We start from the raw sequence: 26,402 nt of genomic DNA on the forward strand, positions 1-26,402 counted from the left end.
AGGGTAGGAAATGGGATGTGAGTTTTTTCCTGACCATCTTGATTTATAGCTCTTGTTGTATTAAAAGCTTCGTTGCTTTTACATGATATTGTATAAGTAAGTGGTGTGTAGATTTTTTCTTCACTATCTGGATATTTTATAGTTATTGTTGCATTAAGAATGTCTTTCAGAATATCATTTTCTCTAGCTATGTCTAAAATTTTTTGAATAACTTTGCGATCATGTAATGCGGCAAGTAACTTATCAGTTACTTTTTGATTATTTTTATGGTTATTGTTGTGTTAAGAATGTCTTTCAGAATACCGTTTTCTTTAGCTACTCTTAACATTTTCTCAACAGCTATACTATCTTTACGTAGTATAGCATAAGCAAGTGGTGTGCAAGTTTCTTCCTGACCATCTGGATATCTTATAGTTGCTGTTGTGTTAAGAATATCTTTCAGAATACCGTTCTCCTTAGAGACTTTTAAAATTTCTTCAATAGCTATACTATCTTCATATAGTATAGCATAAGCAAGTGGTGTAACAGTTGCTCTCCGACCATCTGGATATTTTATAGTTGTTGTTGCGTTAAGAATATCTTTCAGAATACCGTTTTCTTTAGAGACTTTTAAAGTTTCTTCAATAGTTTTGCTATTTTTACATAATATGGCATAAGTAAGTGGTGTGCAAGTTTCTTCCTGACCACCTGGATATTTTATAGTTGTTGTTGCGTCAAGAATGTCTTTCAGAATACCGTTTTCTTTAGCTACTCTTAACATTTTCTCAACAGCTATACTATCTTTACGTAGTATAGCATAAGCAAGTGATATAATAGTTGATTCTTTACCCCGATGTTTACTTACTTCCGTAGTAAGAATCCTTTGTTTTTCCTTTTCAGATATTTTTTCTAGTTCTTCAGCAATGCTACTTTTTTTGCCTTCTATTTTTGATGCTAATTTTAAAATACTTTTTTCATCTTTCTCTTTCAATTTCGAATCGTTTACCTGATGAGTCATTTTTTTTCTCAAGGTCTTTCTTATTAAACTAAGCATAACATTTTCTCTCTTCGTGGTTATAATATTTGCTTTTATGAATCAGTTGTGTTGATAATGTATTAATTGCATAGTTCAGACATTGTTTTATAAAGCAAAATTTTAGTAGACCACCTTACAAGAACGTTTCTTGCTAATTCTGAATCCGAAAAAAGGACGCAGTAAAGTTATTTGTAAGGGAAGAATGAAACTTGTAGCTATAGCTAAACTGACTTACGATAATTTGAAAAACCGTCATCCCGCTGCTTGTTAGCGGGATCTAGAGATACCGCGGCGGTATGACGGTTCGCAGTGGTATGACGGTTCGCGGCGGGATGACGATAAGCTCGTCATCCCGCTACATTAATATTGTATTAATAAAAACTTAATAATAATCCTTAATAATATATGAACTAACATGTTTGCAATTTCGTATGACAGAGGAAACAAAAGATGGATATGCTTCCTTATACGTTGCAATTCAGGAAGGTAATATTGAAGCTGCAGAACTACTAATAAAATGTGGCACAAACGTCAATGATCATTATGAACGCAATCGTACGCCACTGCATATTGCCATCGGACGCAAACAATTAGAAATAGCAAAATTGCTGATAAAAAATGGAGCAAACGTTAATGCAAAAACTCAAAATCATGGTAAAGATGATCTAACACCAATGCACTTTGCAGTTTTTGCAAATACGCCAGAATTTATAGAATTACTAGCTAGCCATGGTGCATTGATTAATGAAAGAGAAAGTACCGAAGGGTATACTCCTCTTCACTTTGCTGCTTTATATGGGAACAAAAATATAATACAAGCCTTAATTGATAAGGGACAAGATATTGAAGATGTGGACAATAATGGGCGAACAGCTCTGTTTTTAGCTGCTAGGCAGTGCACTGAAGCAGAAGATGATAGCAGAATAGAAATTATCAAGTATTTGATAGACAAGCTCAAAGCAGATGTAACAAAGAAAGACAATAATAACAATGCAGTACTCTTTCCTGCCGCTAATAATTGCCCTGGAAAAGTGGTAGAATTCATCATTGAGCAATATATAAAAATCTTTGAGTTAGAGAATTTTATCAACCACAAAAATAATGATGGAATGGATGCTTTGGATATTGCGCTGAATAGTGGAAACGAGAAAGCTATTGAAGTATTAAGATCATATGGAGCAGATATCAAGAATAAGGTAGATGGTAGCATTCAAAAAATTACTGCAGAAAAACCAAGTAGCACCCTAGACAGAGCAGAAAGTGCAGAGGTAGCGCCTCCAATTAAGCAAAGAGTATAAAGCTTTTTATAAAGCGATTATAAATTTCAGTAAGTTGCAGAGGCTCTACAATGGGAAGTGTAGTATGTTAGCAGATACAAATGACTAGATAAATTATATTTCATTAAAGTCATTTATCTTGAAACATAAGCAGGATTTTGTATAGTTGTTTCAATTTGGGTCTATATATTGAAACAACGCGTGAAAATGACAGGTCATTGTACAAGAGGTATCTAATTCACCGACAAGAATGCTAGATAAAGACACTTACATTTCAATTATTTCACAATTTCTGTATAATCTTAAAAACTCAATTAGTGCGTTATGAAGATAATAATAGGTAATGCTAGTAAGGAATTAGGGGAATCAGTAGTTAACCGGCTAGATGTTCAACCATCCTCTGCTTGGATATCAAAGTTTACCGATGGTGAGGTAAATGTAGAAGTAGCAAATGATCTATATAATCAAGAAGTATATATAATACAATCTCTTTCTCCCCCTGTGAATGATAATCTTATGGAGCTTCTGCTTATAATTGATGCAGTAAATAGATTAGGAGCCAAAAGGATAGTAGTAATTATCCCTTATTATGGATATAGCAGGCAAGATAGAATTATCAAGAACAATAATGTGCAGTCTGCTTTAAGTGCCAAATTAGTTGCAAATCTTATTCAAACTGCAGGTGCAAGTAGCGTTGCAGTTATTGATTTGCACTCAAGTCAAATTGAAGGATTCTTTGATGTACCGATAACTAATTTGAACTGCTTTGAAGCATTTGTTGACTCTATACACACAGAAAATTTGGCAATTGTTGCACCTGATGTTGGAGCAATTGGCAGAGCACGTGCTTTTGCAAAGACTTTAGAGGAAAAGTACAAGATAGGGTTAAATGATAAGATTATTGTAGTAGATAAATATAGGGAGAAAGCAGGCACATCTCAAGTAATGAACATAATAGGAGAAGTTGCAAATAAAAATTGTGTCATTGTTGATGATATAGTTGACTCTGGTGGAACATTGTGTAATGCAGCTCTTGCTTTAAAAGGCCACGGAGCAAAGTCCGTAATTTCATGCATCACACATGGCGTGCTTTCAGGAAGTGCAGTTGAGAAAATTTCTTCCTCTTCTTTAGATAAATTAGTGATTACGGATACCATACTTCACAAATTTGAAAAAACTGGTAAAATAGAAGTTGTTTCGGTCGTAGATATTTTAACTCACTTTATCCAAGGAGGTAAAGATGCCAGCTAAGTCAACAGAAGACGTTATTACTTCACTAATAGAATTTGCAAATAAGAGAAAAATAACAATTACCAAAGAAGAAATGCTTAAAATTGCACAGCTTGTAAGGATTAAGTTATCAAATGACGAGATTGATCACTACTCCAAAGAACTGACAATGCTGGATTGGATACATGATACTTTATTGCAAGTTAATACTGAAGGTGTTTCTCCTATGCGTTATGGCAGCATAGACAAGGACATTCATGTACGCGATGATGTTATAAATTCTCAAAACATTAAAAAAGAGATATTGTCCAATACAAAACCTGAGCATGGGTATTTCGTAGTGCCAAAGGTTATAAGCAATTAAAGTAAAATAAGGCTCATATCAAATCTATAATAGATCTACTTTCAAAAATAAGACCAATCCGGTAAAGAAGCATTTGTGGGAGTGGAAACCATTTTTTGATTTTTCTTTACTAAGTCTACTAAATATAGTTTAGAGTTGCTTGGTGATTCTGTTCTTGTAAAAATGATTTCTCTACCATTTGGTAACCATGCCGGGGATTCAATTTTATGCCCCTCTGAAAGCAGACGTTCTTCTTTGCCATCTGGCTTCATAACTCCTATGTAAAATTTTCCTGACTGAATCTTTGTAAAAGCTATCAGATCTCCTTTTGGCGACCAAACAGGCGTAGCATATCTTCCACTTCCAAAACTAATTCTTTTAGGTTTTTTACTTTTGTTAGTAAAATCGATAACGTACAGTTGCTGACTCCCACTTATATCAGAACTAAAAGCCATATACTTTTGATCTGGAGAAAAAGAGGGAGAAGTGCTTATAGCTGAACCTTTAGTAATTTTTTTTGTTCGTTTACTACTTAAATCCAAAGATAATATATTCGTTTCACCACCCAATGAGTGGGAAATTAAAAGAGATTTACCATCGGGAGAAAATCTTGGTGCAGAAACAACTCCTTCAAATGCGCTGATTATTGATTCAGTGTTATCTTTTAAATTTTTTAATATTATATAACTTTTACCATTTGCGTACGAGATATAAACAATACCCTTTCCATTTGGTGAGAATCTCGGTGTTGACACAAATCTATCGCCATTTGTTAAGTATTTTATATTACTTCCATCTTGATTCATCACAGCAATTTTACGCACAGATTTGTAGTTGCTATCTTTTTCTTCAGCGATATACGTGATTTTTGTGTTGAAGTGCCCTTTCTCACCAATTAATCTATCATGTATCACATCCGAAACGAGGTGACCAATTTTTCTCCAGTCTTTTGCTGGAAAAACAACTGACTGAGTAAGTAATTCTCTTTTTGTAAAAGCGTCAAATAAACGAAATGATAGCTCTAATGCACTACCAGATATTTCGCTTAAACTTACTGTGACTACAGTATCGCTTTTCCAAGATTTAGATTCAGCTTCCGCGCCACGTTTTACATTAAATAAGCCACAATTAGATAAATTTGTTCCTATTACCTTTGCAATATTTTCGCTTAATTCGCTTTCCAACGCTGTTTTACATGTACATTTAGATACAACAAGACCAATGTTACCAACACTGCTTTTTTTTATATCAACATATAAAGCAGCTTTTGTAAAATAAGGAATAAATAACGAAATAAATAACACCAGATGAACGAATAGCTTCATTCATTTCATACCTGTTCTATCTGAACCTCAATTATAGGCCTTTTTAGTAAATATTCCTTTAAGATACTCAATATTGAACTTTCAATCTTATTTTTAATTTTTTTTGTTGGCTGCAAACTAAACAACGACTCAACTTTCTTGACAATTTTCTGTATGGTAGCTGCATCTTCTAGCACTTCAAAAACACCAGGTACAAATACTTTTGGTTTAGCAAGCAATTTATTTTTCTTGTTTACAACTGCTGTTACCACAATAACTCCGGCATCTCTCATTCTTTTACGCATTTTTATAACACTGCTCTCCGGATGACGTAGCAACATACCATCAATACCAAAGTAGTCAACATCAATTGAATCAACCTTTCCTCCGTTCTCCAAATTAACAATATCACCTGGTGCAATCATTATTGCTTTTGCCACACCGCACTCTTTAGCAAATTTTACATGTGCATGCGTGTGAATATATTCGCCGTGAACTGGAATAGACATCTTCGGTTTTATTAAAGAATACATTTCCTTTAGCTCTTCTCTTGTTGGATGCCCAGAAGCATGAACATGCTCTGTTTTTTCAGTAATAACTTCTACCCCCATCTCAATAAAGGCATTGAGCATGTTGTGCGCACGAGTTTCATTTCCAGGAATGATTTTTGACGAAAAGATCATGGTATCACCTTGCTGCATTTTAAATGCTTGATGACTCTTAGCAGCAAGTCTTGCGGTAGCTGCCAGTGGCTCACCTTGACAACCTGTGCAAAGTAGCACCAGTTCTTCCCTTGGAAAATTTACTGCTTCCTTTGCTTCAAGAAACTGAGGAGAATCAGTTAAATAACCACTATCTTGCGCAACTTTCACTATTCTCCATAAAGATCTACCAAGTAAAACTACTTTTCTATTTAGTGCTTTTGCAGCTTGGCTTATCGTTTCAATTCGTGCCACATTTGAAGCGAATAGCGAAACAGCAACTAATTTTTTAGACCGCTTTATTATGTTATAAATATTATTATAAATTTCACCTTCTGACTCAGGGTGATGCTTGCTTAATATATTGGTTGAATCGCAAATTGCTGCAAGCAGGTCACCTTTATCGCCAATTTCTTTTAGACGCTCCATATTAGAAGTTAATCCAACAACAGGTTTTGGATCAAATTTCCAGTCTCCGGTATGGAGTGCACTACCCATTTCAGTGCTAATTAATATTGAATTTGCCTCAGGAATTGAATGAGTTACATTTATAAACTCGACGGTAAAAGGACCCAAATTTATGCTGCCATTTATGTCTACCTCTTTCACAGGCACTATACCTTCCAATCGAAATTCTTTTAGTTTCTCTTTAAGAAAATTAACCGTAAACTTTGTTGTATATATGGAGCACTGCAACTCTTCCCACAAGTGGGGCACTGCACCGCAGTGGTCCTCATGTGCATGTGTAATTATTATTCCAAGTAAATCTTTTTTTCTTTGAGCAATAAAATCTATATCAGCAATGAGCAGCTCAACACCTGGCATAGTTTCATCTGCAAAACCAACACCAAGGTCGATCATAATCCACTTACCTTGGTAATGATATAGGCTAACATTCATCCCGATTCTTCCTACTCCCCCAAGCGGAAGAAATAAAAACTCATTTTTGTTTATATTCATTAAATTTAAATTATTAAAACCTGAGAATAGCAAAACTTCGACCTTAAATAAAGAAATTTATTGCTTTTACATAGTTTTAAGGAACTAAGAAGTTTCTGTTGGCTAATAATAACACTATTGTTAAGTTTTCCATTAATAAGGTCAAAGAATTGCAGGATTAAATGAAAACCCGTAAACAGTTACTCCTTTAATGTCATTTAGCAGATTTCTTATTTTTTTTTTACTTTACTAAAAAACCCTTCAGATTGCTGTTGTACACTTGCATTTTCCTCTTCTTCAAGCGCTTTTAATAGTTCAATTTGCTTTTTAGTTAAATTTTTTGGATTTAAAGTCTCAACTATTACCTGTACGTATAAATCACCACGAGCATGTGAGTTCATATATGGCATACCCTTTTCCCTACAACGTAGTTTGGTACCAGTTTGAGTGCCTTCAGGGACCTTTACTTTTATTTTAGCTCCATCAATTGATTGAATATCGATTTCACCACCAAGCACTGCTAGTGTCATTCTTATAGGCACTTTACAGTGTAAATCTGCTTTATTTCTAGCAAAGATTTTATGGAAAATTATTTTCACGTATACGTATAAATCTCCACTTTTTCCACCTTTTGTTCCAGCTTCTCCTTTACCACTTATCCTTACCTTAGCTCCTTCTTCTATGCCTTTTGGAATTGAAACGGATATATTTACTTCATCTCTTCTACGTCCACTTCCACCACATTTCTTACATTTGTTTTGTATTATTTCTCCTTCCCCATAGCATGTAGTACATGTTCTTTCGATGGTAAAAAAGCCTTGTTGAGTTCTAATCCTACCGCTTCCCTGGCATGTGTGGCACTGAACTGGTTTAATTGCTCCTTCGCCACCTGTGCCTTGGCATGTATCACATTTTACATTTGTCACATAATGTATAGGCGCTTGTATTCCTTTAAATGCATCTTCTAAGGTAATTTCAAGATCATAACGTAGGTCTGCTCCAGATACTCCTGTTGTACTTCTTTTTGCTCTCGATCTACTTGCACCACCACCGAATCCTCCACCAAAGAAGTCATTGAATATGTCGCTAAAATCTCCTGCAGAGCTAAAGCCTTGAAATCCACCAGAAGCACCTTCGTGGCCATAACGGTCATAGCCTGCCCTTTTCTCAGAGTCAGACAGAACTTCATATGCAGCTGTTACTTCTTTAAATTTTTCCTCTGCTTCTTGATTGCCAGGATTTCTATCAGGATGATATTTTAATGCTAATTTTTTATACGCTTTTTTTATCTCATCAATACTGGCATTTCTGCCTACTTCCAGCAGATCATAGTAGTCTTTTTTGCTCATATACAATAGTTTAGTGCTTAACCTTTAAAGATAGGTATTACATATATTAATTTCAAGTGTGACTTCTGTTTCCTATAAAATGTGGTGCACCCTGAGCGACTTGAACGCCCGACCTTTTGATCCGTAGTCAAATGCTCTAATCCAACTGAGCTAAGGGTGCTTTCACAAAGTTAACTTTAGCAGGTTTTGTAGCTTGATTCAATTAATTTGGCTAAAAATAAAACTATTGATTTCTATCATACGTGAACCCCTCACAATTCTCAAACTGCCGTTTCGCATTAGAATTATCAAATTCACTACAAGGAGGAGCAGTTGGAGTAGTATTAGGATCTTGAGAAAAGTAAGGAGGTGGTGCATCATAACGAGAAGAATCTCCATAACCATGCCCTTGTCTAAGACAGCTATCTACCGCTCCTTTAGCTTTCTCGATATTTTCTAATTCTTCCTCATGCTTCATATGAAAAGCTAAACCACCAGCAAAACATACGAGAGAATTAACGCCAAGGATAGCTAAACCCCACACTGGTAAGACTGGGTAAACAGCACAAGCTACCAAAGCTGCCAAAGAAACAACGCCAACCGCAAATTCTATATTTCTGAACGTTTTAAATTTACTATCCAGGTAATCTATTTTTTCTTCTTTTCTAGCCACTTTTCTGCTGCTGTTATACCAAAAACACATACCAGCATGGAAAGCAACACACACAACTGCAGCTACTATACCCAAAGCTAATAGCTTTCTACTGTCTTCTGATTCTTTTTTATTCTCTTTTCTCCCTTGATGAGTGGTATTACCATTGTTAATATTCGTTATATTATTAACCGTAGTGTGACCACGTCCACCGAATAAAGAATCCATCCAGCATTGTAATAGCAAATAATCCCAAAAGTCTAAACCTCTATTGTGTACATGTATATGTGTAATCTGAGAGCCTGTAGGTTGTGCGTTATTCCCTGCGTTATATTGATCATTTCTGCTTCCTGTATCGTGCCTATTGCTTGAATTTGGATGTGTAAATTCTTCATACACATTTTTAAAATTCTCCTTGCTCCAAGTTAAATTCGGTGTATTATTACAATACTGTAGAAACCCTTCAATATTATTATTATTACCTAATTTCTTTATATAGGCTAACGCATACCTTTTTAAAACACTATCACTTGCTACCATAAATACCCTCTTAAGTTAAGATTAAATTAATAAATATTTATTATAACAAGATAACATCTACTTGTCAACTTGAGCCTGATTCAAGTATCCGTTCAGAGTGTGGCAGAAGAACTTATTCAAATAAAGTAGGTGGTAAAATATAAACATTTTATAAAGTGAAAAATGGACTTTTCAGACCACTGCCGAGCTAAAAAAGCCCTGAAAAACGTGATACTTAGGCCACTTCTTGCTTAAGCTGTACAATTTCAGCTTGAGAAAGGCCAGTGGATTCAGCTATTAAATTAACAGATACACCAGCTTTAAGTAAATTTTTTGCAACTTCGATTTTTCCTTTCTCTATACCTTCCTCAAGTTTGTATTCAAGAATGGCTTCTTCTTTCCGCAGATCCATTATTCTTTCTTCATATGCTACTAAATCTTTTTCATTCCAGCTAAACCTGTCTAATTCATCGTAGGCTAACTTTATTATTGGTGATTTTTCTGCTATATTCCTTAGGTCTTCATCTGTAGTTTCATCTGCATACTGTTGTCTAAGTGAAGAAGGTCGCCCCTCCTCACTCGACTTCAAAACCGTACGTGAGACTTTGCGCCTCATACGGCTTCTCTCTAATTTGGTGCTTGTCATGCACACCTCCTGTGTAATTCATCGTGACAATGCCCATGTAACAAAGATAAATTTTTGATCATATTGTTTCGTCTATTCCGGTCTTTATGATGTATTTCTATTATATCATCACTTTCAAACCATAGTCTACAATTACCGCATTTACTTTGTTGTAACTTCAATAGTTTTATTACTCTCGATGGCTTATCTGGTATTTCTCTAAGACGATTACCCCAATATACCCAATCACCATCATATGGAGATCTGGTTTTTTGCACTTTGATATGTCGTTTAATAACATGATCGCTGTGTATAATAAGATGTATCTTGTTACTTGTCATAAAACGCCAGTTATCGTTATTATACTTTTTAAAGTATTTTCTTTTTATCCAGCATTTCCCTTTGTTTGGGTGCCTAAAGACTGCCCACTTCCAGAGCTTTCTATGTATAGTATTATCCAATGAGCTAAAGATTTTACATGAAACTACCGAAGAGTAATATTGACTCCATCCTCTGTTTATTGGATTGAGATTCCTTATTATTACTTCCTGTGGCGCCCCACGCATTTCTCTAAGTTTATGTTTAATAGCAAATGTATGCTGCTTTATAGAATTACGACTTGGTTTTATTAATAATGTGTAACCTTTTTTACTTTCTTTTGTTGGATATTGTCTTATTGAAAATCCAAGAAAATCAAATCCTGGTTTTGTTTCGTCAATGGTTCTTAATGTATGAGAAATTCTTGTTTTAGAGGGCTTTAATTTTAGTCCAATGGTTTCTAACCATTCTTCAACTAAAATTTTTGCTTTAAGAATAATCTCTTCGTTTTCATGTATGATGACAAAATCATCACAGTAGAAAATTACACTAATAGACTTTTGCGCGTTTTTATGCGATATCCTACCATATTTTCTTTTCATGCATTGAAAGAGTTCGTTTGTTAATGCTTTTTTGACATGTTGCTCTAATCCGTGTAATGCAACACAAGCTAGCAACGGTGCCTCCTTGAATTGTACCACGTTTTGTGGATTGAAGCTTTCCATCTTCCATAACACCCGCTTCTAACCATCCTCTTATGATTTTCTTTAACGCTGGTGTGGTTTTCAAGCAGTTTATTATGGTTAATATTGTCAAAGCATCCAGAAATATCAGCATCTAATACATATGCTGTTTTCTGTTTTAGCACATTAAATATGGCTTCAATTGCATCATGACATGATCTACCAGGTCTAAAACCATAAGTGTTTGGCTCAAGTTTTGCCTCCCATTCTGGTTCCAACACCATTTTTACAAGTGTTTGTTTTGCTCGACACGATATAGTTGGTATACCAAGCGGGCGATATTCCGATGGCTTACCAGGTTTTGGGATCCAGACACGTCTTGATGGCTTTGCTTTCTCTCTTATATCTAAGGAGTTTGCCAATTGCAATCTTTCTTTTTGACTAAGGTTAGCTTTTCCATCAATACCTGCAGTTTTTTTCCCTCTGTTGTCCTGAGTTACCCTTCTAACTGCGATCGTTCTTGCACTTGTTGATTTGAGTAATAATCTCTGAAGGTTGTGCATCTTTTTGATATCATTACATTTAGAGGCTTGGTAAATTCGTTTTTGTAGCTTAAATGAAGATTTCTTCAGCTTTCGCCAAGGAATTCCATTCCATTCATACCTAGCTTTTTGCTGGTCCATAACATATTCACTACTATTCACCACTTTACCTTCCAAATTAAAGTGTTTACGTCTGCATATCCCAGATATTACTTTGGGCATTAGCTTCTTAAACAATCCTTCCACATAGCGGCTTGTGGTTGGCTACCTACTTATATTTAATGAATATAAGAGCTTTTATGTGGTTACTCCGTTCCATAGCTTCGTTTCACGTTAAACTTAGATTCCTACTATTTGCCGGAAGCTGGGAACATCAATAACTAAAGTCTTCAATCTTTAGTTCCCCTTTTGCTTCGTACCATTTTGGTCTATGCGTAGTTCAACCTCTTTTCGCATACTATGCTTTGACGACAATTCAAACATAGGTTCCTCTCGTAATCATATCTAACTCTGTTTGCAGGGATTCACCATGAGGTTTAGTGTTACCTGCTTTTATCTCATGCTTGCATCCCAAAGGTTGCCATCCTTTGAAATGTGAGACATACATTATCCCCGATGTCTAGGGAAGATGGAATTTAACCATCACAAAACCACGGCTTTCCGGGTCGCACTGAAGAAAAATAACCAACGATCCACTATGCTTTCTAGCTGTTCTTCCTTATTCTTAGGAAATTTAGGTAGTTCAATAAATACAAATTGAAAATCTTTTAAGTCATGCTCATAGGTTTTCTCATCTCTTATAGTGTGGCTGGATATATAATCAAGCTTATCAGGAAATAAATTACAATTAGAGATAGCAATAAAGAAAACCTTCTTTAAATCAATGTACTTACCAGATTTATCAGCTTGCCTTGAGTAAGCCTTAGCAGCATATAGTTGAGCTCGTTTCTCAAAACCTTTATCACGAGCAAACTGGTCAGGTAAGGAAGCAGTATTACTACTACTCCCTCCCTTAGAAACCTTACTATTACCCACAAATATGAGGTTCATGAGCAAGTCTCCATCCTTCTGCTAGATCAAAGAGACGTCTCCACCCTTTCCAAAGAGTAATTGGTCCTGGTTTTGGGTCGCTTTTTCTTGCTAAATGACCTCCAAGTTCACGAAACGGCTTCTTTTATAGTAGGGGCTATATTTGGACATGGTTTCCTGTGTATTTTAACATATAAAACTTTCCATTCTTCCTCAGCTAATAAGGCAGTACATAGTAATGTTGGGTTAGTTCTTGCAATTGATGTAATAAAGAAAATTCTCCAAGCAATAATGCTCATGACTGTTAAATACCTCATTAATCTTTCTGCTGTTCCAAGTCTACATTCCTCAACTTTGAGACCAGATTTTAAAATCTTATGCAATATCTCTATTTTCCATCTCAAACAATACCAACTAACTTTTTCAACAGCTTCTTCAAAAGTACTGACCGGAAAAAAGTATCCACTCTAGAGGACTTGCTTCGGGAGGAGAGTTTTTTTCAACAACATGAATTGCGTGAAGTTGTAGACTCTGTCGGTTTATATTTTATGTGACCTTCTTTACATTTTATATGGCCTTCATGTGATAAATTTTCCGAATCTAATTTCTAAAAACGCTGTCCTTTTTTGCTTGTTATCTCTAGCAGGGATTTCAACTTCTACTTTTCCAGCGCAAGGGAGGCCTTGGATAAATGACCATAATTTTTGCTTGTTCCTGGTATGCATGAATTTTTTATTTACATTTCTGTTGTGGCGAGCTCTTACTAAAATTGCTGAGTTAAGATTATGTGCAAGTTCAAAAAAATCATGCATATCTGCTTCTCTGTCACATACAGTTATAGCTTCGGTTTGGGCCAGATCTATAATATTATTTGTTTTCTTTAAACTTTCTAGCCATTTCATACTTTCTTTATCCTCAATATGAACGTTGTTACGATGGCTCTTTAGTCTTTTTTCTTCTTCAGAAATGAGTTGCCTCGAGTAAATCTTTTGATCCAGTATTCCCAGCTTCCGTACTAACAGCAAGGGCTGTATGCATTACTGCTCCTTTTCCAGCAATAGTTCCCAATCCGCTTATGGCTTGAGTATGAAATATAAGTTGTATCTTGAATCACAAGAATTCTTTTATGAGCTTTTGTTCTTTCAACTGTTTTATCAATGTGTGAAGCTAGAATATCGACTTCTTTTACGTTCTCATTTTGAAAAAAACGTTATGCTGCTTTTGCTTCTGACCAACTTCCGCATGCCTCATTAATTGAGCTTTCAGGTAAACTTATCAAACTATCAGCAATCTTTACTAATCGGTCAGTTAATCTTTTATCTCCAAGTACAGCATCTCCAAATTCATTTTTAGCCCATTCATTACTCTCGTTTGCCATTTTTATACCCTCAATATTTGCAAACTTTAATATTGTAATACTTTATTTATAAGTACATTTATATTTGTGGGTAATAGTAAGATTTGATATGCTGCCAACACTTATGTTCAAATTAAAAATGTCATTTATGATACTAGCCACTTCACGCTTTGAGTTTTTGTAAAATTCGCTGAGTGCTGCAATTATAGACTTAACCCTTGGACCAAATGTATCTGGCGTAACACCTTCTGGTAACTTGCTACTTTTTCTTTTTCTGCATCTCCAACAACGACCATGTTCCAATTACTACATAAGGCCTAATTTCCGGAAGATCAACTTTTTGGTGAACATAAGGTTTTTCGCATATTACAAGCTCTCCTCCGCATTCGCAAATATTAGGCAACTCTATTTTTACTACTTTATCCGCTTCCATTGTGGCATGAAAATTTCCTTTATGCCCAACCTGATCGCCAACATTCCTTTCGCTTTTTGGCTTGTCCTTTTTTATTTTGTATAGCTCTTTTGAGCTGGGCAGGGATGAGTTTTTTGAATTTAAACCAAGCCTTTCCTTTAATTCAGCGTTCTCTATCTTTAAAGCTTTATTTTCTGCTTTTAAGTTTTCTATCTCTGCTTTCAGTTTTTCTATTTTTTGCTGTAAATTTTTGCAAAGTTCTCAAAGGTTTACCACATTACCTCACTTTTGCTCTATGATTATCTTTATTATCTTGCTTTGTCTACCTTATTCTACCACTCCGCTGAACGGATACAATTTACTAAACAGAAAAAAAGGCAAAAGAAACCCTAGGGTAGCTAGTTATTCACTATCCATTTTTTAAGTTGGCGTTTTTTAATGTTTTAAATAACGCGTTTCAGCTTGTGTAGGTAAAAACCTAGAAATATTGTGAAGACATAAGGTGCACATAGTGCAAAAAATTAAAAATAAGACGCCAACTACGTTGTTTTCTTGCTGTTTAATCTGCACAGATGAAGATAACTGAATACCTTCAGTTTCATGATAAGGGGGCTGGCGAAGGGTGTCAAGCAAGTTTTTTCGTTTCTATTTCCAATAAAAGTTTGTTATATGGTTATGCAAGAAGTCTATTATAAATGAAATGAATGTGAAAAATATCTTGTTAGCACTTTTAGTACAAATGATATTCAGTTTGCCGCTATTTGCAGCTGATCCTGTTTTGCTCAACTGCATTAAAACTCCGGAAATATATGACCTTGATGCAAGGCCAAAAAATTTTAGCTCTTCAAACAATTTAAGAAGGAAACCTGGTTCTCCAAATAGTGCAATAGGGGAATTAATACACATAGTGGGTAGAATTACTGATATAAACTGCTTACCAATACAAAATGCTGTAGTTTCTATATGGCACGCGAATTCACGCGGCGTGAACCATTACGATAAGAATATAGAGGATGATCTGAATTTTGCTGGATCAGGAAGGTTTGTAGTGAATAATCTTGGCTATTATAATTTTATTACGATAGCACCTGGTAAAATTGGTGATAGAGCTCCACATATCAACTTTCTAGTTCAACATCCGGATTTTCCAGAATTCACAACGCAAATGTTTTTTGCTGACCATAATTGCGCTGATCCTGTTCTTGAAGATTCTGTTAGTAATGGGCTTGCAAGCCTTCTCATAACACCATTTACTTACAGTGATCAGGTCATAAAAACCTATACGTTTAACATTACCTTGGGCGGATATAATAAGTTCTCTAATAAAAGATAAAAAACCTTGCATGTAAGGGAGTCCATAGTAAACTTAAGTGTTATTGTACTTAGGATGTATATGAAAAATATCTTACTGATGTTTTTGCTATGTTTTATGTACAGTTTACAATTATTTGCAACGGAGATACCAGCAATGAAAATAACAATTTCTAAAATTTCGCCCGATTTTAAAACAATAGTAATGGGTTTATTTGAAGACAACGAAACCGTAAATGATGGCGGAGTTTTGCAAGGAAAACAGGTCATAGATAATATAAAGCAATTTAGCGATTTCAATGGAAGTTTTGGTGAATTTTTCTCTACTGCTTTGCCAGAAGAAAAAAATGTTATAGTTGTTGGACTGGGTAAGAAGGATGAATGGAATGAAAATAAAGAATTAAATATTGGTGGTAAAATATATTGTGAGCTAAGCAGATTAAAAATTAAAAAAGCAGCGGTTTTAATCGAAGGTAGTGCAGCAAATGTTGCATATGGTGCGTTTCTGCGTAGTTTTAAGTTTGATAAGTATAAAACTAAAAAGGATGAGAAAATTACAGAGGTAGAGGAGATTACCGTATTAGTAAAAGATGAACAATTAAGTAATGCTGAAAGATCATTTGAGCACTTAAGGCAAGAAGGTGAGAGTATATTCCTTGCGCGCTCTTTTATAACAGAGCCTCCTAACATTCTATATCCAGAATCCTATGCTGATCATATAAAAAAAGAACTTACTAAGCTTGGCCTTGAAATCGAGGTGCTTGATAAAAAGCAGATGGAAGAGAAAAAAATGGGAGCCTTGCTTGGAGTTGCACAAGGAAGTAGTAAAGAACCAAAATTAGTAGTGATAAAATGGAATGGAGCTTCTAAAGAACAAAAGCCTATAGCTTTTGTTGGTAAAGGTATAACGTTTGACACTGGTGGAGTATCACTCAAACCTTCACGTGGTATGGAGTCAATGAAATATGACATGGCAGGCTCTGCTACTGTGGTTGGGGTGATGCATGCTTTAGCAGGACGAAAAGCAAAAGTAAATGCGATCGGTGTGGTCGCACTTGCAGAAAATGCAGTGGGTGGTAATGCTCAAAGACCAAGTGATGTAGTAACTTCAATGTCTGGACAAACAATAGAAGTGTTGAACACCGATGCAGAAGGAAGGCTCATACTTGCAGATGCTTTATGGTATACGCAAGATAGATTCTCACCAAAATTTATGATTGATCTTGCAACTTTAACTGGTGCTATAGTGGTTGCACTTGGAAATAACGAATATGCTGGTCTTTTTTCAAATAATGATGAATTAGCAAACCGTCTGATTGATGCAGGAAATGAAGTAAATGAGAAGTTATGGCGTTTTCCTATGAATGAAACTTATGACAAAATTATTGATTCACCGATTGCTGATGTTCAAAACATCGCTCCTGCAGGCTCTGGTGGAGATAGCATAATGGCTGCACAGTTTTTACAGCGTTTTGTGAATGAAACTTGCTGGGCACATTTAGATATCGCAGGCACTGCTTGGCACGAGAAAGGTACTGACATTTGTCCAAGAGGAGCAGTAGGTTTTGGTGTAAGGTTACTTAATAAGTTGGTTGAGAAGTACTACGAAGCCAATGATTAAAGGTCTTTATACTGGATTTATGGCTTAGCTACATGAACGTTTATTTTCGAGGCGCAGCAAATGAAAGTAGCTGATACATATTTCTTTTTTTCTGGATTCCAGTGTCAGCTACTTTCATGACACCCTGACAACCGTCATCCCGCTACTTGTTAGCGGCTGAGATACCGCGAATGAATCGCGGTATGACGGTTCGTGGCGGCGTGACGATAAGCTCGTCATCCCGCTGCTTGTTAGCGGGATCTAGAGATACCGCGGCGGTATGACGTAGGACTGCTGTCATCCCAGTGCTCCTTTTTTTGTCATCCAAGTAGCCTCCTATGGTGTCATCCCAGTGCCCAGACACTGGGATCCAGTTGAGCTATTTCAACAAAAATACTGCATTTTGAGATGAACGTTTATTTTCACCAGATTATTTACAAGTATAACAATTAAAGTCTGGATTCCAGTGTCAAGCACTGGAATGACACCGTTTTGGATGGAAACCAGTGTTGGCTACTCGGATGACATCATAGGGGCGCTGGGATGACACCCTGACAATCGTCATCCCGCTGCTTGTTAGCGGCTAAGAGATACCGCGGCGGCATGACGTAGGGAAACCGTTTTTTGGGTTAGCTATAACAGTAGTCAGGAAACAATAGCTTAAAAAGAGACTTAGTGTTAAATTTCTAATAGATTACTTATAAAAATAAATCTTATGGAAAGCAGAGCTAAGGCTTGGTTCATTTGGCTGATTAGTAACTTGGTTGTTATATTCAGCAACATGCAGATAATTTATACCTTTATAAGTGTAAATCTCGAAAAGGAACTTGGACTTACAATCGCGCAAGTTGCACTGGCTAATTCAGCATATACTTGGACTTTCGCCATCTTACAATTTTTTAGTGGAGCAACGTTTAATGTTTTTTCCAGTAAAAAAATTTATTTTTTCTCGTTATCAACTATGATCTTGGGGTTTTTTGTCCTTATTAATAGTGACAATTTCTCCCATTTGATTTTGTCTCAAGTGTTGATTGCAACTGGAGCATCATTTGGTTTTATTGGTGCTGCTCACACAAGTAGCATATGTTTTTCCGCTGCCCAATTTGGACTAATGTTTTCACTAGTGCAGACAATTTCAAGCCTTTCTGCTTTGGTAATTCAAATACTGTTCTCTAACTTGCTTGCCGAAGATGCATATTGGAAAAATCTGATTGTATGCATAATACTATTTGGTGTGTTGATATTTGTACTTACGCTTTTTTGTCCAAACACACTTCCAGAAAGCAGCTCAGAAAAGCGCACAATAAAAAGCTCTATGAAGACAGTAATGTGCTCTATATTAACAGTGCTAAAATTAAGAGATATCTGGATAACTTCAGTGGTGGGTGCTATTACTTTTGGAACATTTTTAGCACTTAATACCTTGTGGGCTCCAAGGTTACTGGGCAACTCAGAACTCAATGCAATGGAGTCAGGTATAGCAACTGCAATACTATGGCTTGGTCTTGCAGTTGGTGCTCCAATTGCAGATCGAATCTCAAACTTATTTAAAAATAGGAAACATGTAATTTCTGCTTTTGCTTTATTGCAAGGCGTCTCAATTATTATTTTACTATACAGCCATTTAACAGTCCACGTTGTGTACTTTTGTATGTTAATGTTCGGGTTTTTTGCGGGAGGACATATGCTTAATTTTACTGTCGGCAGCGAGATTGTGAAACGAAAATACATCAGCACATCATCATCCATTATCAATGGATTTATGTTTATTGGCAGTGGAGTTATAGTGTCAATGTTAGCACTTTTTACAGATCATAAAATGGAACTTTTTGCAATATTTGCGATATTGATAGTTGCCGGTATTTTAAATTATGCAACAAAAGAGACATACTCTAAAAAATAAAGTAGCTGAATCTCGAGTCGATTGCTATATTATATTTACGTATTGTAATATTTATCAATAATGGATCACGTTACAACAAAAGACACAACAGTAACTAAGGCAACGATAGCTGGAGATATAAACCAAGAAATAGGATTATCAAAGGAAGACTATGTTTCGATAATAGATGATATATTGGACGAAATAAAGACAAGCTTGGTAAAGGATGGAATAGTAAAAATATCGTCATTTGGAACATTCTTGGTTAAGAAAAAGAAGGAAAGACCAGGAAATATACCAAATACATCGGAGAAAGTGATGATTCAGGCAAGAAATTCAGTTTCTTTTAGGCCTTCAAAAATTATAAAAAAATCAATCAATAATTAATGAACAAGGAAAAATTATTTTATACGATTGGGGAAGTAGCTGAAGAGCTACATTTGGAACAGCATGTTTTGAGATTTTGGGAAGGTCAATTTCATCAAATTAAGCCTACAAAGCGTAAAGGAAGAAGGCTATATGATCGCAAGTGTATAGAGGCCATAAAGAAAGTAAAATACATGCTATATGATAAAGGATATACAATAAAAGGAGTGCAAAAAGAATTTGGTAATGATATAAAAGTCACAAAGAATTTGTTGCAAGAACTCACCGATTTGAGGGACTATTTAACTAGTAAAATAAATAACGAGGAGAGTAACAAGCAGGCGTGAAACACTACGTCTCGCTAAAATTTTGGAGTTTTGTGAGAGTTTAAAATGTGGCATATAGCCTCATTTCTTATGTTATTAGCAATATTAATAGGCTGTGGCCTGCAAAAACCTGCACCTGTGCTGCTTAAAGGCGAAGAATTTTACGGAAAAAGAGATCTGGAATATACAAGAGAGTACCATTTAATTAGGGAGCCTTCAGTGCAAAAAGAAAGTAGAAAAGCCATCATAAATAGGATATACAAAGATAACAATAATACACAAAATGTGGGGGTAAATTGTAAATTTGTAATGCCAGTTAAAGGTTCAGCTACCTCTTCTGATGAAATGTGTAAGGATGGCATAAAAATTGCTGCTCAAAATGGAACGAACGTAGTTTCCTCTGCACCAGGCAAAGTGATATATGTAGGCAAAGGGCTGAGATGGTATGGGAATTTAATTATAGTGGAACACAAAGATAATTACATGACTGTGTACTCCTATTTAAAAAACATACATGTTGAAATTGGCGATAAAGTAAAGCAAGGTCAAGTAATTGGATCTGCAGGTAAATCAAGCACACAAGATAAAGATCCACAGATGTGTTTCACAATACGACATAATGGCCAAGCGGTTGATCCTTTGATGCATATGAACTGTAATTGAATTTGGATTTATATGAAATATGATTTTAAAAGTGTTGAAAAATTTTATCAAGATAAATGGGATTTTTCTGTAAGCAAGAGTGGTAAACAAGAAAAGTGTTACGTGTTGGAAATGTTTCCATATCCATCTGGTAAAATTCATATGGGACACTTACGTAACTATGCAATAGGGGATGTGATAGCGCGTTACAAGAGAGCTAATGGATTTGAGGTTTTGCATCCAATTGGCTGGGATGCGTTTGGATTACCAGCTGAGAATGCAGCAAGGGATAACAATATTAGCCCCGAAACATGGACAAAAGAGAATATAGATAATATGCGTACACAGTTGAAATCTATAGGTCTTTCTTATAATTGGGAGCGTGAACTCTCCACATGTGAACCTGACTATTATAAACACGAACAAAAATTTTTCCTGGATTTTTTAAAGCATGGGCTTGCCTATCGAAAAGAGTCATGGGTTAACTGGGATCCAGTGGACCAAACAGTGCTTGCAAATGAACAGGTGGTTGATGGAAAAGGATGGCGATCAGGTGCAGTTGTTGAAAAACGTAAGTTGTCCCAATGGTTTTTAAAGATTACTGATTTCGCTGAAGATTTACTCAAGTGCCTGCAAAGTTTGAAAAATTGGCCAGAAAAAGTCAAAACAATGCAGGAGCGTTGGATAGGAAAATCTGAAGGAGCAACTATAGAGTTTGAAGTAGTTGGCCTGAATAAGAAATTAAAAGTTTTTACAACTTATCCTCATACTTTGTTTGGGGCTTCTTTTTGTGCAGTGGCAGCAGAGCATCCTATTGTGCAGGATTTAAAGAATGGTTCTTCTGTTGTCATCCCAGTGCTTGACACTGGGATCCAGGAAATAAAATCAAAAAGAGAGAACGATGAAAAAATAGGAGTTTACACCGGATTAAACGTCAAACATCCATTTCTTGATAAGGAATTGCCGCTTTACATAGCGAATTTTGTGTTGATGGAATATGGGGAAGGCGCGATTTTTGGTTGCCCTGCACATGATCAGCGTGACTTTGAATTTGCACAGAAATATAATTTGCCGATAATTCCCGTTATTTCTTCAGCCCACTTAGGTGTCATTCCAGCGCGTGACCAGAATTCTTACAATGGATCCCAGTGTCAAGCTACTCAGATGACAAAGGAGGCGTATACTGGAGACGGGACAATGTTTAACTCCGAATTCTTAAACGGATTAATGGTTAGTGAAGCAAAGGAAGCCATAGTTAAAAAATTTGAAGAAAAAAAAATAGGCAAAAAAACAATAAACTATCGTTTGCACGATTGGGGAGTTTCAAGGCAGCGTTATTGGGGATGCCCTATACCTATCATATATTGCAAAGATTGCGGAACTGTTCCAGTGCCAGAAAAAGACCTTCCTGTAGTTCTACCAATAGATGTAGAATTTACAAGTGGTGGCAATCCGCTGGATAAGCACCCAACTTGGAAATTTGTTGATTGTCCAAAGTGCGGAAAGCAAGCAGAGCGTGAAACTGATACATTCGACACCTTTTTTGAATCTTCCTGGTATTTTGCTGCATTCTGTAGTGAAGATAAATCAATAGACAAAGATGCATGTAATCGTTTTATGCCTGTTGATTATTATATAGGTGGGATAGAACATGCAATTCTGCATTTGCTTTATTCAAGATTTTTCTGCCGTGCTTTAACCAAATGTGGCTATTTTGATATTAAAGAGCCTTTCTCTACTTTAATCACTCAAGGAATGGTCTGCCATGCAACTTATAAAGACGAAAATGGTAAGTGGCTATTTCCCGCAGAAGCAAAAGAATTAATAGCGCGAGGTGCAAAAGTTCAAGTGGGCAAAGTTGAAAAAATGAGCAAATCGAAAAAGAATACAGTTGACCCAAACTTTATCATAGAAAAGTATGGTGCTGATACTGCTCGCTTGTTTGTGTTGTCCGACACTCCTCCGGAGAAAGATATGGAATGGTCCGATGATGGCGTGGAAGGTTGTTCTCGTTATGTAAATAAATTGTGGCGTATGGTCATGCAGCTAAGACCTGTAAATATACACTATGATAATGAAAATGTTACGGGTGGACTTCTAGAGTACAGAAAAAAAATTCATAAACTCTTACACGGACTTACAGATGACTTGGAAAACTGCAGATTAAACTGTGTAGTGGCAAAATTTCGTGAGATGACGAATTTAATAGCTGAAATAGACGTAAAAACTGGAAAATCTCTTATTGATGAAGGTATATGTATATTAATCAGAGTAATCGAACCATTCATACCACATCTAGCTGAAAGCCTATGGCAAGAAATAGGAGGTCAACCTTGGCCAAAAGCTGATGAATCATTATTAGTTGACGATACGGTAACTATAGCAGTGCAAATCAATGGAAAATTACGTACAACAATCAAGGTGGCAATTAACTTACCTCAAGAAGAATTGAAGAAAATAGCGATAGACTCTGTGTCCAGTAAGATCGATCAAAGCAAAGTTCGCACTGTATATGCTGTACCAAATAAGATAGTAAATATAGTTATATAAAAGACCTGAGTAGTACGTTTTATATAATCTGATTTTATGGCTATACTTTTTTTGACATGCAGTTATATCTTTTTTAATATAAAGGATATATACTTATGCATTATATATTTTTTTGTATGAGGAGTTATATGAAAATAAAGAGATTGTGCGTTTTGGCTGTGTTGCTTACTTCATCTCTAGCAGGTGCAGCTAGTAATAGTGCAAGTAAGTCAGAAGATAAGTACTATGCAGGTTTAAACTTTGGTGCTGGTTGGGGTGGTGGCTTTAAAATGAAACCTGGTGTTGTTCTTGGTTACCATTATGACCAAAACTCTAAATTTGAACTTGAGGTTCTCAGTAATATTAAGTCATTAAAGAGCATAGGAGCTAGCTTATTGGCAAACTACCGCTTCTATCCTGACCTTGATATTGATCCCGTTAAACTATATGTCAGCGGAGGTTTAGGAGGATATCTCCAAATAACACCTTTTGGCTTTGGTGTTAGTGATACAGTTGATGGTGATGGCAATAGTTCACAAGAAGAAAAAGAAAAGGAAGAAGAAACACAAGGTGCTCCAGAATCAGGTGGTGAAGCTGCTGGTTCATCTGTAGTAGATAAAATACTGAGTTCTATTTCCTATAAACTAAAGTTAGGTGTTGATTATGAAATTACTCCGCAGATAATTGGTGCAGTTGGTATGACCATGGGTGGGCAACTAAGTGGTATAAAAGCAAAACAAATACCAGATGCAACTCTAGAGATAGGGGTACGTTATAATTTTTAATGCTGCTACTTAGTTCATAAAGGTAGAGACGATGTTGAGGATGAAATAAACAGCATTAAAAAAAATCCGAAAACGTATTTTCGAATATGGTTTTGAACGCTAGCTATAGATTAGAAAAATAACAAGAAAAAGGGTAAACATACTGTAATTGCTGTTGAATGATGGAGTCCATTATTTTAGCACGAAGTAACGAATTCAGTAGAATAAGTTCTTCAAAAATAATTTAAACTTTTATTAGTAGGAGCAGTCTCATGGAATATTATAGCGATCTCACTAAAAGAAACTTTTATAAGTATCGTTGATGAGAAAGGAAAAATTGTTAAGGAAGAAGTTGTTGCAAGAGAAAGTAAGGCAATAGCTGAATTTTTTCTTGGTCAGGGCAAAAATGACCTTACCCAGAAAAAGTGGAGAGAAAGTGTGGAATGTTTTTTACAAAAAGAATGATGCATCAAATTGTTCTGGAATGCAATAGTTAATAGTGACGTTGTTTGTTATAAAAAATTTCTATGTATTCAAATATTGCAGTTCTAGTTTGTTGAGCAGAGTGTTGTGAAGTATCAATAAGTATTTCTCTTTTCAATGAGCTAAAGAAGCTTTCTGCAACAGAATTGTCGTAACAACAGCCTTTATTACTCATCTATATTCTTTACAGCTAAGAGATATTGATACCCTTGCGCAGTATATTGTGAACCTTGGTCACTGTGCAGCAGTAGATTTTTAACAGGTTTACGCCTATTAATGGCCATTAATAAAGAGTTCATAACCAATTGTTTATTTATTGCACTACTCATTAACTACCATACGTGAGAATTATTGCTGCCAAATATAGCCATCCCTCCTTGGTTTTGATGTAAGTAATCCCATACTTTATTTGGTTGATCAACAATAAAGTTTTGATCTAGTATATTGGGAGCTACAGCTCTATTATCTGTTTGTTGTTTTTTAATTTTAAACTTTCTTCTCAGTATAGCCCTGATGTCATTTTTCTGCATAATACTTTGCACCGTTTTCAAATTGCAACTTTTACCCAAAGCCTTCAATTCAGCATGAATTTTAGGAGCTCCATATCTACATTTAGAAACTTGATATATTTTTTGAATAGCTGCGAGTAGCTCTTTATTTGCTGATTCTCTACTGCTTATTTTTCTTGTGGTCCACTTATAGTAGCCACTAGCAGAAAATCCTACATAATTCCTGTACTTTATAGCAGTTACTATATAAAAAAATATTTTACTCTTTTTGACTGGCCAGGGCTTTTTTTTAAATGTCTCTTTCCCTTGTTACTCTTGCTTTGTAAATCAAACCTCTCTTTGTCATAAGGTGCTACATCTGGAAATGCATTTGCCGCCGACTTTTTTTCGTTGTGTTTCTTTATCCATTTTCCTAATAAACCACCCTTTATTCCTAAATCTCTTGCTATTTTTGTAATTGTTTGACCTGCCTTTCTTTGTTCATTTGCCAGCTTAACAGCTTCCAATTTGAATTCTGCCGTATATTCTCTTACCATTTCTAATCCTCCAAAATTTTATTTTACCCAAAAAAACTCTTTTCTTTCTCTCCACTTTTTCTGGGTAAGGTCAAACAATGACTATGCAAAAAACCTAATAACATGTATAATCTATAAATAATTTCTGAGGTAGATTGTGAAACTAGGTGTTAATATCGATCACGTTGCAACCCTCCGCAACGCACGTGGAACTTCTTATCCAGATCCATTGAAAGCAGCAGAAATAGCCATTGACGCTGGAGCAGACTTTATTACTGTACACTTACGAGAAGATAGAAGGCATATTAGAGATGAAGACGTATTTAACCTAAAAAAAAGCATTAGCACTGAGCTAAATCTTGAAATTGCAGCCACGGAAGAAATGCTTGAAATAGCAAAAAAGGTAAAACCCTATTCGATTAGTATAGTACCAGAAAAAAGAGAAGAATTAACAACCGAAGGTGGCCTGGATATCGTGAATATGCACAGTAAACTTTCTAGTATAATAGAGGAAATGCATAGCTCTAGCATAAAAGTCTCACTGTTTATCGATCCAAATATTGATCAACTAAAATATCTTGAAAAGCTAGGGACAAAACCTGACATAATAGAAATTCACACAGGGGATTACTGTGATAATCCATCAGAAAAAAAGTTACAGTTAATTACTAATGCTGCAGAGTACGTCAATAAATTAGGAATAGAATGCCACGCAGGACATGGCATAACTTATAAACACGCTAAGAAGATGACAAGAATACCTCACATCTCAGCTCTTAACATAGGCCACTATTTAATTAGCGAAGCTGTATTTTACGGCTTACACAGCGTAGTAAAAACAATGAAAATGACAATGTCTAACTAACTGCTGCTTTTTCCTTCTCATTTAAAATACTTAAAAGAGTTTGGCTTGCTTTAAATTTTACCCTTGTCTTTTTAGGAACAGTCATGATCTGACCACTTTGGGGGTTACGACATTGTTTTTCCTGACTGATAGCAGTAGAAAATGTTCCTATTCCATGCAAACGTATTTCACCTTTCCCATGCAGCTCATTCTTTATTATTTTAATAAACGCATCATGAATCTTGCTCAAATCAGATTTTGTTATATCTATATTCTGACTAGAACAATCTTCCTTTAATTGTTTTATTATATCTTCTTTACTCATAAATTACCTTAATATTGAAAAAATCACATAAA

General features: G+C 35.6%; 25 protein-coding genes, 1 tRNA gene and 3 pseudogenes. 12 read left to right on the plus strand and 17 right to left on the minus strand.

What is annotated here, in order from left to right; genetic code table 11:
• Positions 1–247 precede the first annotated feature (247 nt).
• The gene (locus ABL518_RS02145; RefSeq protein WP_251371778.1) at positions 248–1,033 is read right to left on the minus strand and encodes a hypothetical protein; all 786 of its coding nucleotides are present in this window, start codon (positions 1,031–1,033) and stop codon (positions 248–250) included.
• Positions 1,034–1,446: 413 nt separating this feature from the next.
• Here ABL518_RS02145 and ABL518_RS02150 point away from each other — a divergent pair, with 413 nt between their 5' ends.
• The 3 genes from ABL518_RS02150 (at position 1,447) to gatC (ending at position 3,886) form a co-directional block, all read left to right on the plus strand.
• On the plus strand, positions 1,447–2,313 hold the full coding sequence (locus ABL518_RS02150; protein WP_006280296.1) for an ankyrin repeat domain-containing protein: 867 nt from the start codon (positions 1,447–1,449) through the stop codon (positions 2,311–2,313).
• 303 nt (positions 2,314–2,616) lie between these two features.
• A complete protein-coding gene (locus ABL518_RS02155) occupies positions 2,617–3,543 on the plus strand; it encodes a ribose-phosphate diphosphokinase (RefSeq protein WP_010962322.1) in 927 nt (308 codons plus the stop codon).
• A complete protein-coding gene (gene gatC / locus ABL518_RS02160; protein WP_010962323.1) occupies positions 3,533–3,886 on the plus strand; it encodes an Asp-tRNA(Asn)/Glu-tRNA(Gln) amidotransferase subunit GatC in 354 nt (117 codons plus the stop codon). Before ABL518_RS02155 ends, gatC begins: the two co-directional genes overlap by 11 nt.
• A gap of 41 nt (positions 3,887–3,927) precedes the next feature.
• On the opposite strand, the gene ABL518_RS02165 is transcribed toward gatC, so the two are convergent.
• The 11 genes and pseudogenes from ABL518_RS02165 to ABL518_RS02215 all read right to left on the minus strand — a co-directional run.
• Positions 3,928–5,190, minus strand: a complete 1,263-nt coding sequence (locus ABL518_RS02165; RefSeq protein ID WP_006279726.1) for a Tol-Pal system protein TolB — start codon at positions 5,188–5,190, stop codon at positions 3,928–3,930.
• Between the two features lie 5 nt (positions 5,191–5,195).
• Positions 5,196–6,830, minus strand: coding sequence for a ribonuclease J (locus ABL518_RS02170; protein WP_038198529.1), 1,635 nt, complete (start codon positions 6,828–6,830; stop codon positions 5,196–5,198).
• Positions 6,831–7,039: 209 nt separating this feature from the next.
• Entirely contained in the window at positions 7,040–8,158 is a 1,119-nt protein-coding gene (dnaJ, locus tag ABL518_RS02175; protein WP_012673045.1) for a molecular chaperone DnaJ, read from the minus strand.
• A gap of 82 nt (positions 8,159–8,240) precedes the next feature.
• Positions 8,241–8,318: transfer RNA gene (locus ABL518_RS02180), tRNA-Arg, on the minus strand.
• Positions 8,319–8,381: 63 nt separating this feature from the next.
• Entirely contained in the window at positions 8,382–9,329 is a 948-nt protein-coding gene (locus ABL518_RS02185; protein ID WP_070356716.1) for a hypothetical protein, read from the minus strand.
• A 214-nt stretch (positions 9,330–9,543) separates the two neighbouring features.
• Entirely contained in the window at positions 9,544–9,954 is a 411-nt protein-coding gene (locus ABL518_RS02190; protein WP_095742612.1) for an Rpn family recombination-promoting nuclease/putative transposase, read from the minus strand.
• Positions 9,951–10,976, minus strand: a complete 1,026-nt coding sequence (locus ABL518_RS02195) for a group II intron maturase-specific domain-containing protein (protein WP_197907114.1) — start codon at positions 10,974–10,976, stop codon at positions 9,951–9,953. Before ABL518_RS02195 ends, ABL518_RS02190 begins: the two co-directional genes overlap by 4 nt.
• Positions 10,922–11,698 (minus strand): reverse transcriptase N-terminal domain-containing protein, encoded by a 777-nt coding sequence (locus tag ABL518_RS02200; RefSeq protein ID WP_213863355.1) that lies wholly within the window; start codon positions 11,696–11,698, stop codon positions 10,922–10,924. Before ABL518_RS02200 ends, ABL518_RS02195 begins: the two co-directional genes overlap by 55 nt.
• Before the next feature lie 420 nt (positions 11,699–12,118).
• Positions 12,119–12,496: pseudogene (locus ABL518_RS02205) on the minus strand (PD-(D/E)XK nuclease family transposase); the annotation flags it as partial.
• A gap of 7 nt (positions 12,497–12,503) precedes the next feature.
• A pseudogene (locus ABL518_RS02210) lies at positions 12,504–13,883 on the minus strand (IS4 family transposase).
• Positions 13,884–13,937: 54 nt separating this feature from the next.
• A pseudogene (locus tag ABL518_RS02215) lies at positions 13,938–14,508 on the minus strand (DUF6444 domain-containing protein); the annotation flags it as partial.
• A gap of 466 nt (positions 14,509–14,974) precedes the next feature.
• Between ABL518_RS02215 and ABL518_RS02220 the strand changes: the two are divergent.
• The 8 genes from ABL518_RS02220 to ABL518_RS02255 all read left to right on the plus strand — a co-directional run bounded on the left by ABL518_RS02220 (position 14,975) and on the right by ABL518_RS02255 (position 23,715).
• Positions 14,975–15,607: a protocatechuate 3,4-dioxygenase gene (locus ABL518_RS02220; protein WP_010082570.1), complete on the plus strand. Its 633-nt coding sequence runs from the start codon at positions 14,975–14,977 to the stop codon at positions 15,605–15,607.
• 96 nt (positions 15,608–15,703) lie between these two features.
• The gene (locus tag ABL518_RS02225) at positions 15,704–17,206 is read left to right on the plus strand and encodes a leucyl aminopeptidase (protein ID WP_010962337.1); all 1,503 of its coding nucleotides are present in this window, start codon (positions 15,704–15,706) and stop codon (positions 17,204–17,206) included.
• Between the two features lie 694 nt (positions 17,207–17,900).
• Positions 17,901–19,088 (plus strand): MFS transporter, encoded by a 1,188-nt coding sequence (locus ABL518_RS02230; protein ID WP_138264764.1) that lies wholly within the window; start codon positions 17,901–17,903, stop codon positions 19,086–19,088.
• Positions 19,089–19,148: 60 nt separating this feature from the next.
• Complete coding sequence (locus ABL518_RS02235; protein WP_010082582.1) at positions 19,149–19,454, plus strand: integration host factor subunit alpha; 306 nt, start codon at positions 19,149–19,151, stop codon at positions 19,452–19,454.
• The gene (locus tag ABL518_RS02240; protein ID WP_006279880.1) at positions 19,454–19,780 is read left to right on the plus strand and encodes a MerR family transcriptional regulator; all 327 of its coding nucleotides are present in this window, start codon (positions 19,454–19,456) and stop codon (positions 19,778–19,780) included. The genes ABL518_RS02235 and ABL518_RS02240 overlap by 1 nt, the downstream gene beginning before the upstream one ends.
• A gap of 45 nt (positions 19,781–19,825) precedes the next feature.
• Entirely contained in the window at positions 19,826–20,422 is a 597-nt protein-coding gene (locus ABL518_RS02245; RefSeq protein WP_006279879.1) for a murein hydrolase activator EnvC family protein, read from the plus strand.
• A gap of 12 nt (positions 20,423–20,434) precedes the next feature.
• Complete coding sequence (leuS, locus tag ABL518_RS02250) at positions 20,435–22,951, plus strand: leucine--tRNA ligase (protein WP_010962340.1); 2,517 nt, start codon at positions 20,435–20,437, stop codon at positions 22,949–22,951.
• Between the two features lie 128 nt (positions 22,952–23,079).
• Positions 23,080–23,715, plus strand: a complete 636-nt coding sequence (locus ABL518_RS02255; RefSeq protein ID WP_010962341.1) for a membrane protein — start codon at positions 23,080–23,082, stop codon at positions 23,713–23,715.
• 472 nt (positions 23,716–24,187) lie between these two features.
• On the opposite strand, the gene ABL518_RS02260 is transcribed toward ABL518_RS02255, so the two are convergent.
• Genes ABL518_RS02260 through ABL518_RS02275 form a run of 4 tightly spaced genes read right to left on the minus strand, consistent with a single transcriptional unit; the run spans position 24,188 to position 25,222 of the window.
• A complete protein-coding gene (locus ABL518_RS02260) occupies positions 24,188–24,352 on the minus strand; it encodes an IS3 family transposase (RefSeq protein WP_010082072.1) in 165 nt (54 codons plus the stop codon).
• Positions 24,345–24,506: a DDE-type integrase/transposase/recombinase gene (locus ABL518_RS02265; RefSeq protein ID WP_010082071.1), complete on the minus strand. Its 162-nt coding sequence runs from the start codon at positions 24,504–24,506 to the stop codon at positions 24,345–24,347. The genes ABL518_RS02260 and ABL518_RS02265 overlap by 8 nt, the downstream gene beginning before the upstream one ends.
• 3 nt (positions 24,507–24,509) lie before the next feature.
• Complete coding sequence (locus tag ABL518_RS02270) at positions 24,510–24,944, minus strand: IS3 family transposase (protein ID WP_099606206.1); 435 nt, start codon at positions 24,942–24,944, stop codon at positions 24,510–24,512.
• Positions 24,929–25,222: a transposase gene (locus tag ABL518_RS02275; RefSeq protein ID WP_010082069.1), complete on the minus strand. Its 294-nt coding sequence runs from the start codon at positions 25,220–25,222 to the stop codon at positions 24,929–24,931. The genes ABL518_RS02270 and ABL518_RS02275 overlap by 16 nt, the downstream gene beginning before the upstream one ends.
• Before the next feature lie 136 nt (positions 25,223–25,358).
• Here ABL518_RS02275 and ABL518_RS02280 point away from each other — a divergent pair, with 136 nt between their 5' ends.
• Complete coding sequence (locus ABL518_RS02280) at positions 25,359–26,066, plus strand: pyridoxine 5'-phosphate synthase (RefSeq protein WP_006279877.1); 708 nt, start codon at positions 25,359–25,361, stop codon at positions 26,064–26,066.
• Here ABL518_RS02280 and ABL518_RS02285 read toward each other — a convergent pair.
• A complete protein-coding gene (locus ABL518_RS02285) occupies positions 26,059–26,370 on the minus strand; it encodes an HU family DNA-binding protein (RefSeq protein ID WP_010082594.1) in 312 nt (103 codons plus the stop codon). The two genes, ABL518_RS02280 and ABL518_RS02285, sit on opposite strands and share 8 nt — an antisense overlap.
• Between the last annotated feature and the right edge of the window lie 32 nt (positions 26,371–26,402).

This window comes from Wolbachia endosymbiont of Drosophila willistoni (genome assembly GCF_040084705.1).
Taxonomy (GTDB): domain Bacteria; phylum Pseudomonadota; class Alphaproteobacteria; order Rickettsiales; family Anaplasmataceae; genus Wolbachia; species Wolbachia pipientis.

Bases quoted from the DNA above. Each gene is read 5' to 3' on its own strand.
- ABL518_RS02150 (WP_006280296.1), top strand. From the start codon at position 1,447: ATGACAGAGGAAACAAAAGATGGATATGCTTCCTTATACGTTGCAATT.
- gatC (WP_010962323.1), top strand. From the start codon at position 3,533: ATGCCAGCTAAGTCAACAGAAGACGTTATTACTTCACTAATAGAATTT.
- dnaJ (WP_012673045.1), bottom strand. From the start codon at position 8,158: ATGAGCAAAAAAGACTACTATGATCTGCTGGAAGTAGGCAGAAATGCC.
- ABL518_RS02235 (WP_010082582.1), top strand. From the start codon at position 19,149: ATGGATCACGTTACAACAAAAGACACAACAGTAACTAAGGCAACGATA.
- ABL518_RS02265 (WP_010082071.1), bottom strand. From the start codon at position 24,506: ATGAGTAGTGCAATAAATAAACAATTGGTTATGAACTCTTTATTAATG.
- ABL518_RS02245 (WP_006279879.1), top strand. From the start codon at position 19,826: ATGTGGCATATAGCCTCATTTCTTATGTTATTAGCAATATTAATAGGC.
- ABL518_RS02240 (WP_006279880.1), top strand. From the start codon at position 19,454: ATGAACAAGGAAAAATTATTTTATACGATTGGGGAAGTAGCTGAAGAG.
- ABL518_RS02190 (WP_095742612.1), bottom strand. From the start codon at position 9,954: ATGACAAGCACCAAATTAGAGAGAAGCCGTATGAGGCGCAAAGTCTCA.
- ABL518_RS02285 (WP_010082594.1), bottom strand. From the start codon at position 26,370: ATGAGTAAAGAAGATATAATAAAACAATTAAAGGAAGATTGTTCTAGT.
- ABL518_RS02230 (WP_138264764.1), top strand. From the start codon at position 17,901: ATGGAAAGCAGAGCTAAGGCTTGGTTCATTTGGCTGATTAGTAACTTG.
- ABL518_RS02195 (WP_197907114.1), bottom strand. From the start codon at position 10,976: ATGGAAAGCTTCAATCCACAAAACGTGGTACAATTCAAGGAGGCACCG.
- ABL518_RS02155 (WP_010962322.1), top strand. From the start codon at position 2,617: ATGAAGATAATAATAGGTAATGCTAGTAAGGAATTAGGGGAATCAGTA.
- ABL518_RS02260 (WP_010082072.1), bottom strand. From the start codon at position 24,352: ATGAGTAATAAAGGCTGTTGTTACGACAATTCTGTTGCAGAAAGCTTC.
- ABL518_RS02185 (WP_070356716.1), bottom strand. From the start codon at position 9,329: ATGGTAGCAAGTGATAGTGTTTTAAAAAGGTATGCGTTAGCCTATATA.
- ABL518_RS02255 (WP_010962341.1), top strand. From the start codon at position 23,080: ATGAAAATAAAGAGATTGTGCGTTTTGGCTGTGTTGCTTACTTCATCT.
- leuS (WP_010962340.1), top strand. From the start codon at position 20,435: ATGAAATATGATTTTAAAAGTGTTGAAAAATTTTATCAAGATAAATGG.
- ABL518_RS02225 (WP_010962337.1), top strand. From the start codon at position 15,704: ATGTACAGTTTACAATTATTTGCAACGGAGATACCAGCAATGAAAATA.
- ABL518_RS02220 (WP_010082570.1), top strand. From the start codon at position 14,975: ATGAATGTGAAAAATATCTTGTTAGCACTTTTAGTACAAATGATATTC.
- ABL518_RS02275 (WP_010082069.1), bottom strand. From the start codon at position 25,222: ATGGTAAGAGAATATACGGCAGAATTCAAATTGGAAGCTGTTAAGCTG.
- ABL518_RS02170 (WP_038198529.1), bottom strand. From the start codon at position 6,830: ATGAATATAAACAAAAATGAGTTTTTATTTCTTCCGCTTGGGGGAGTA.
- ABL518_RS02200 (WP_213863355.1), bottom strand. From the start codon at position 11,698: ATGCCCAAAGTAATATCTGGGATATGCAGACGTAAACACTTTAATTTG.
- ABL518_RS02165 (WP_006279726.1), bottom strand. From the start codon at position 5,190: ATGAAGCTATTCGTTCATCTGGTGTTATTTATTTCGTTATTTATTCCT.
- ABL518_RS02145 (WP_251371778.1), bottom strand. From the start codon at position 1,033: ATGCTTAGTTTAATAAGAAAGACCTTGAGAAAAAAAATGACTCATCAG.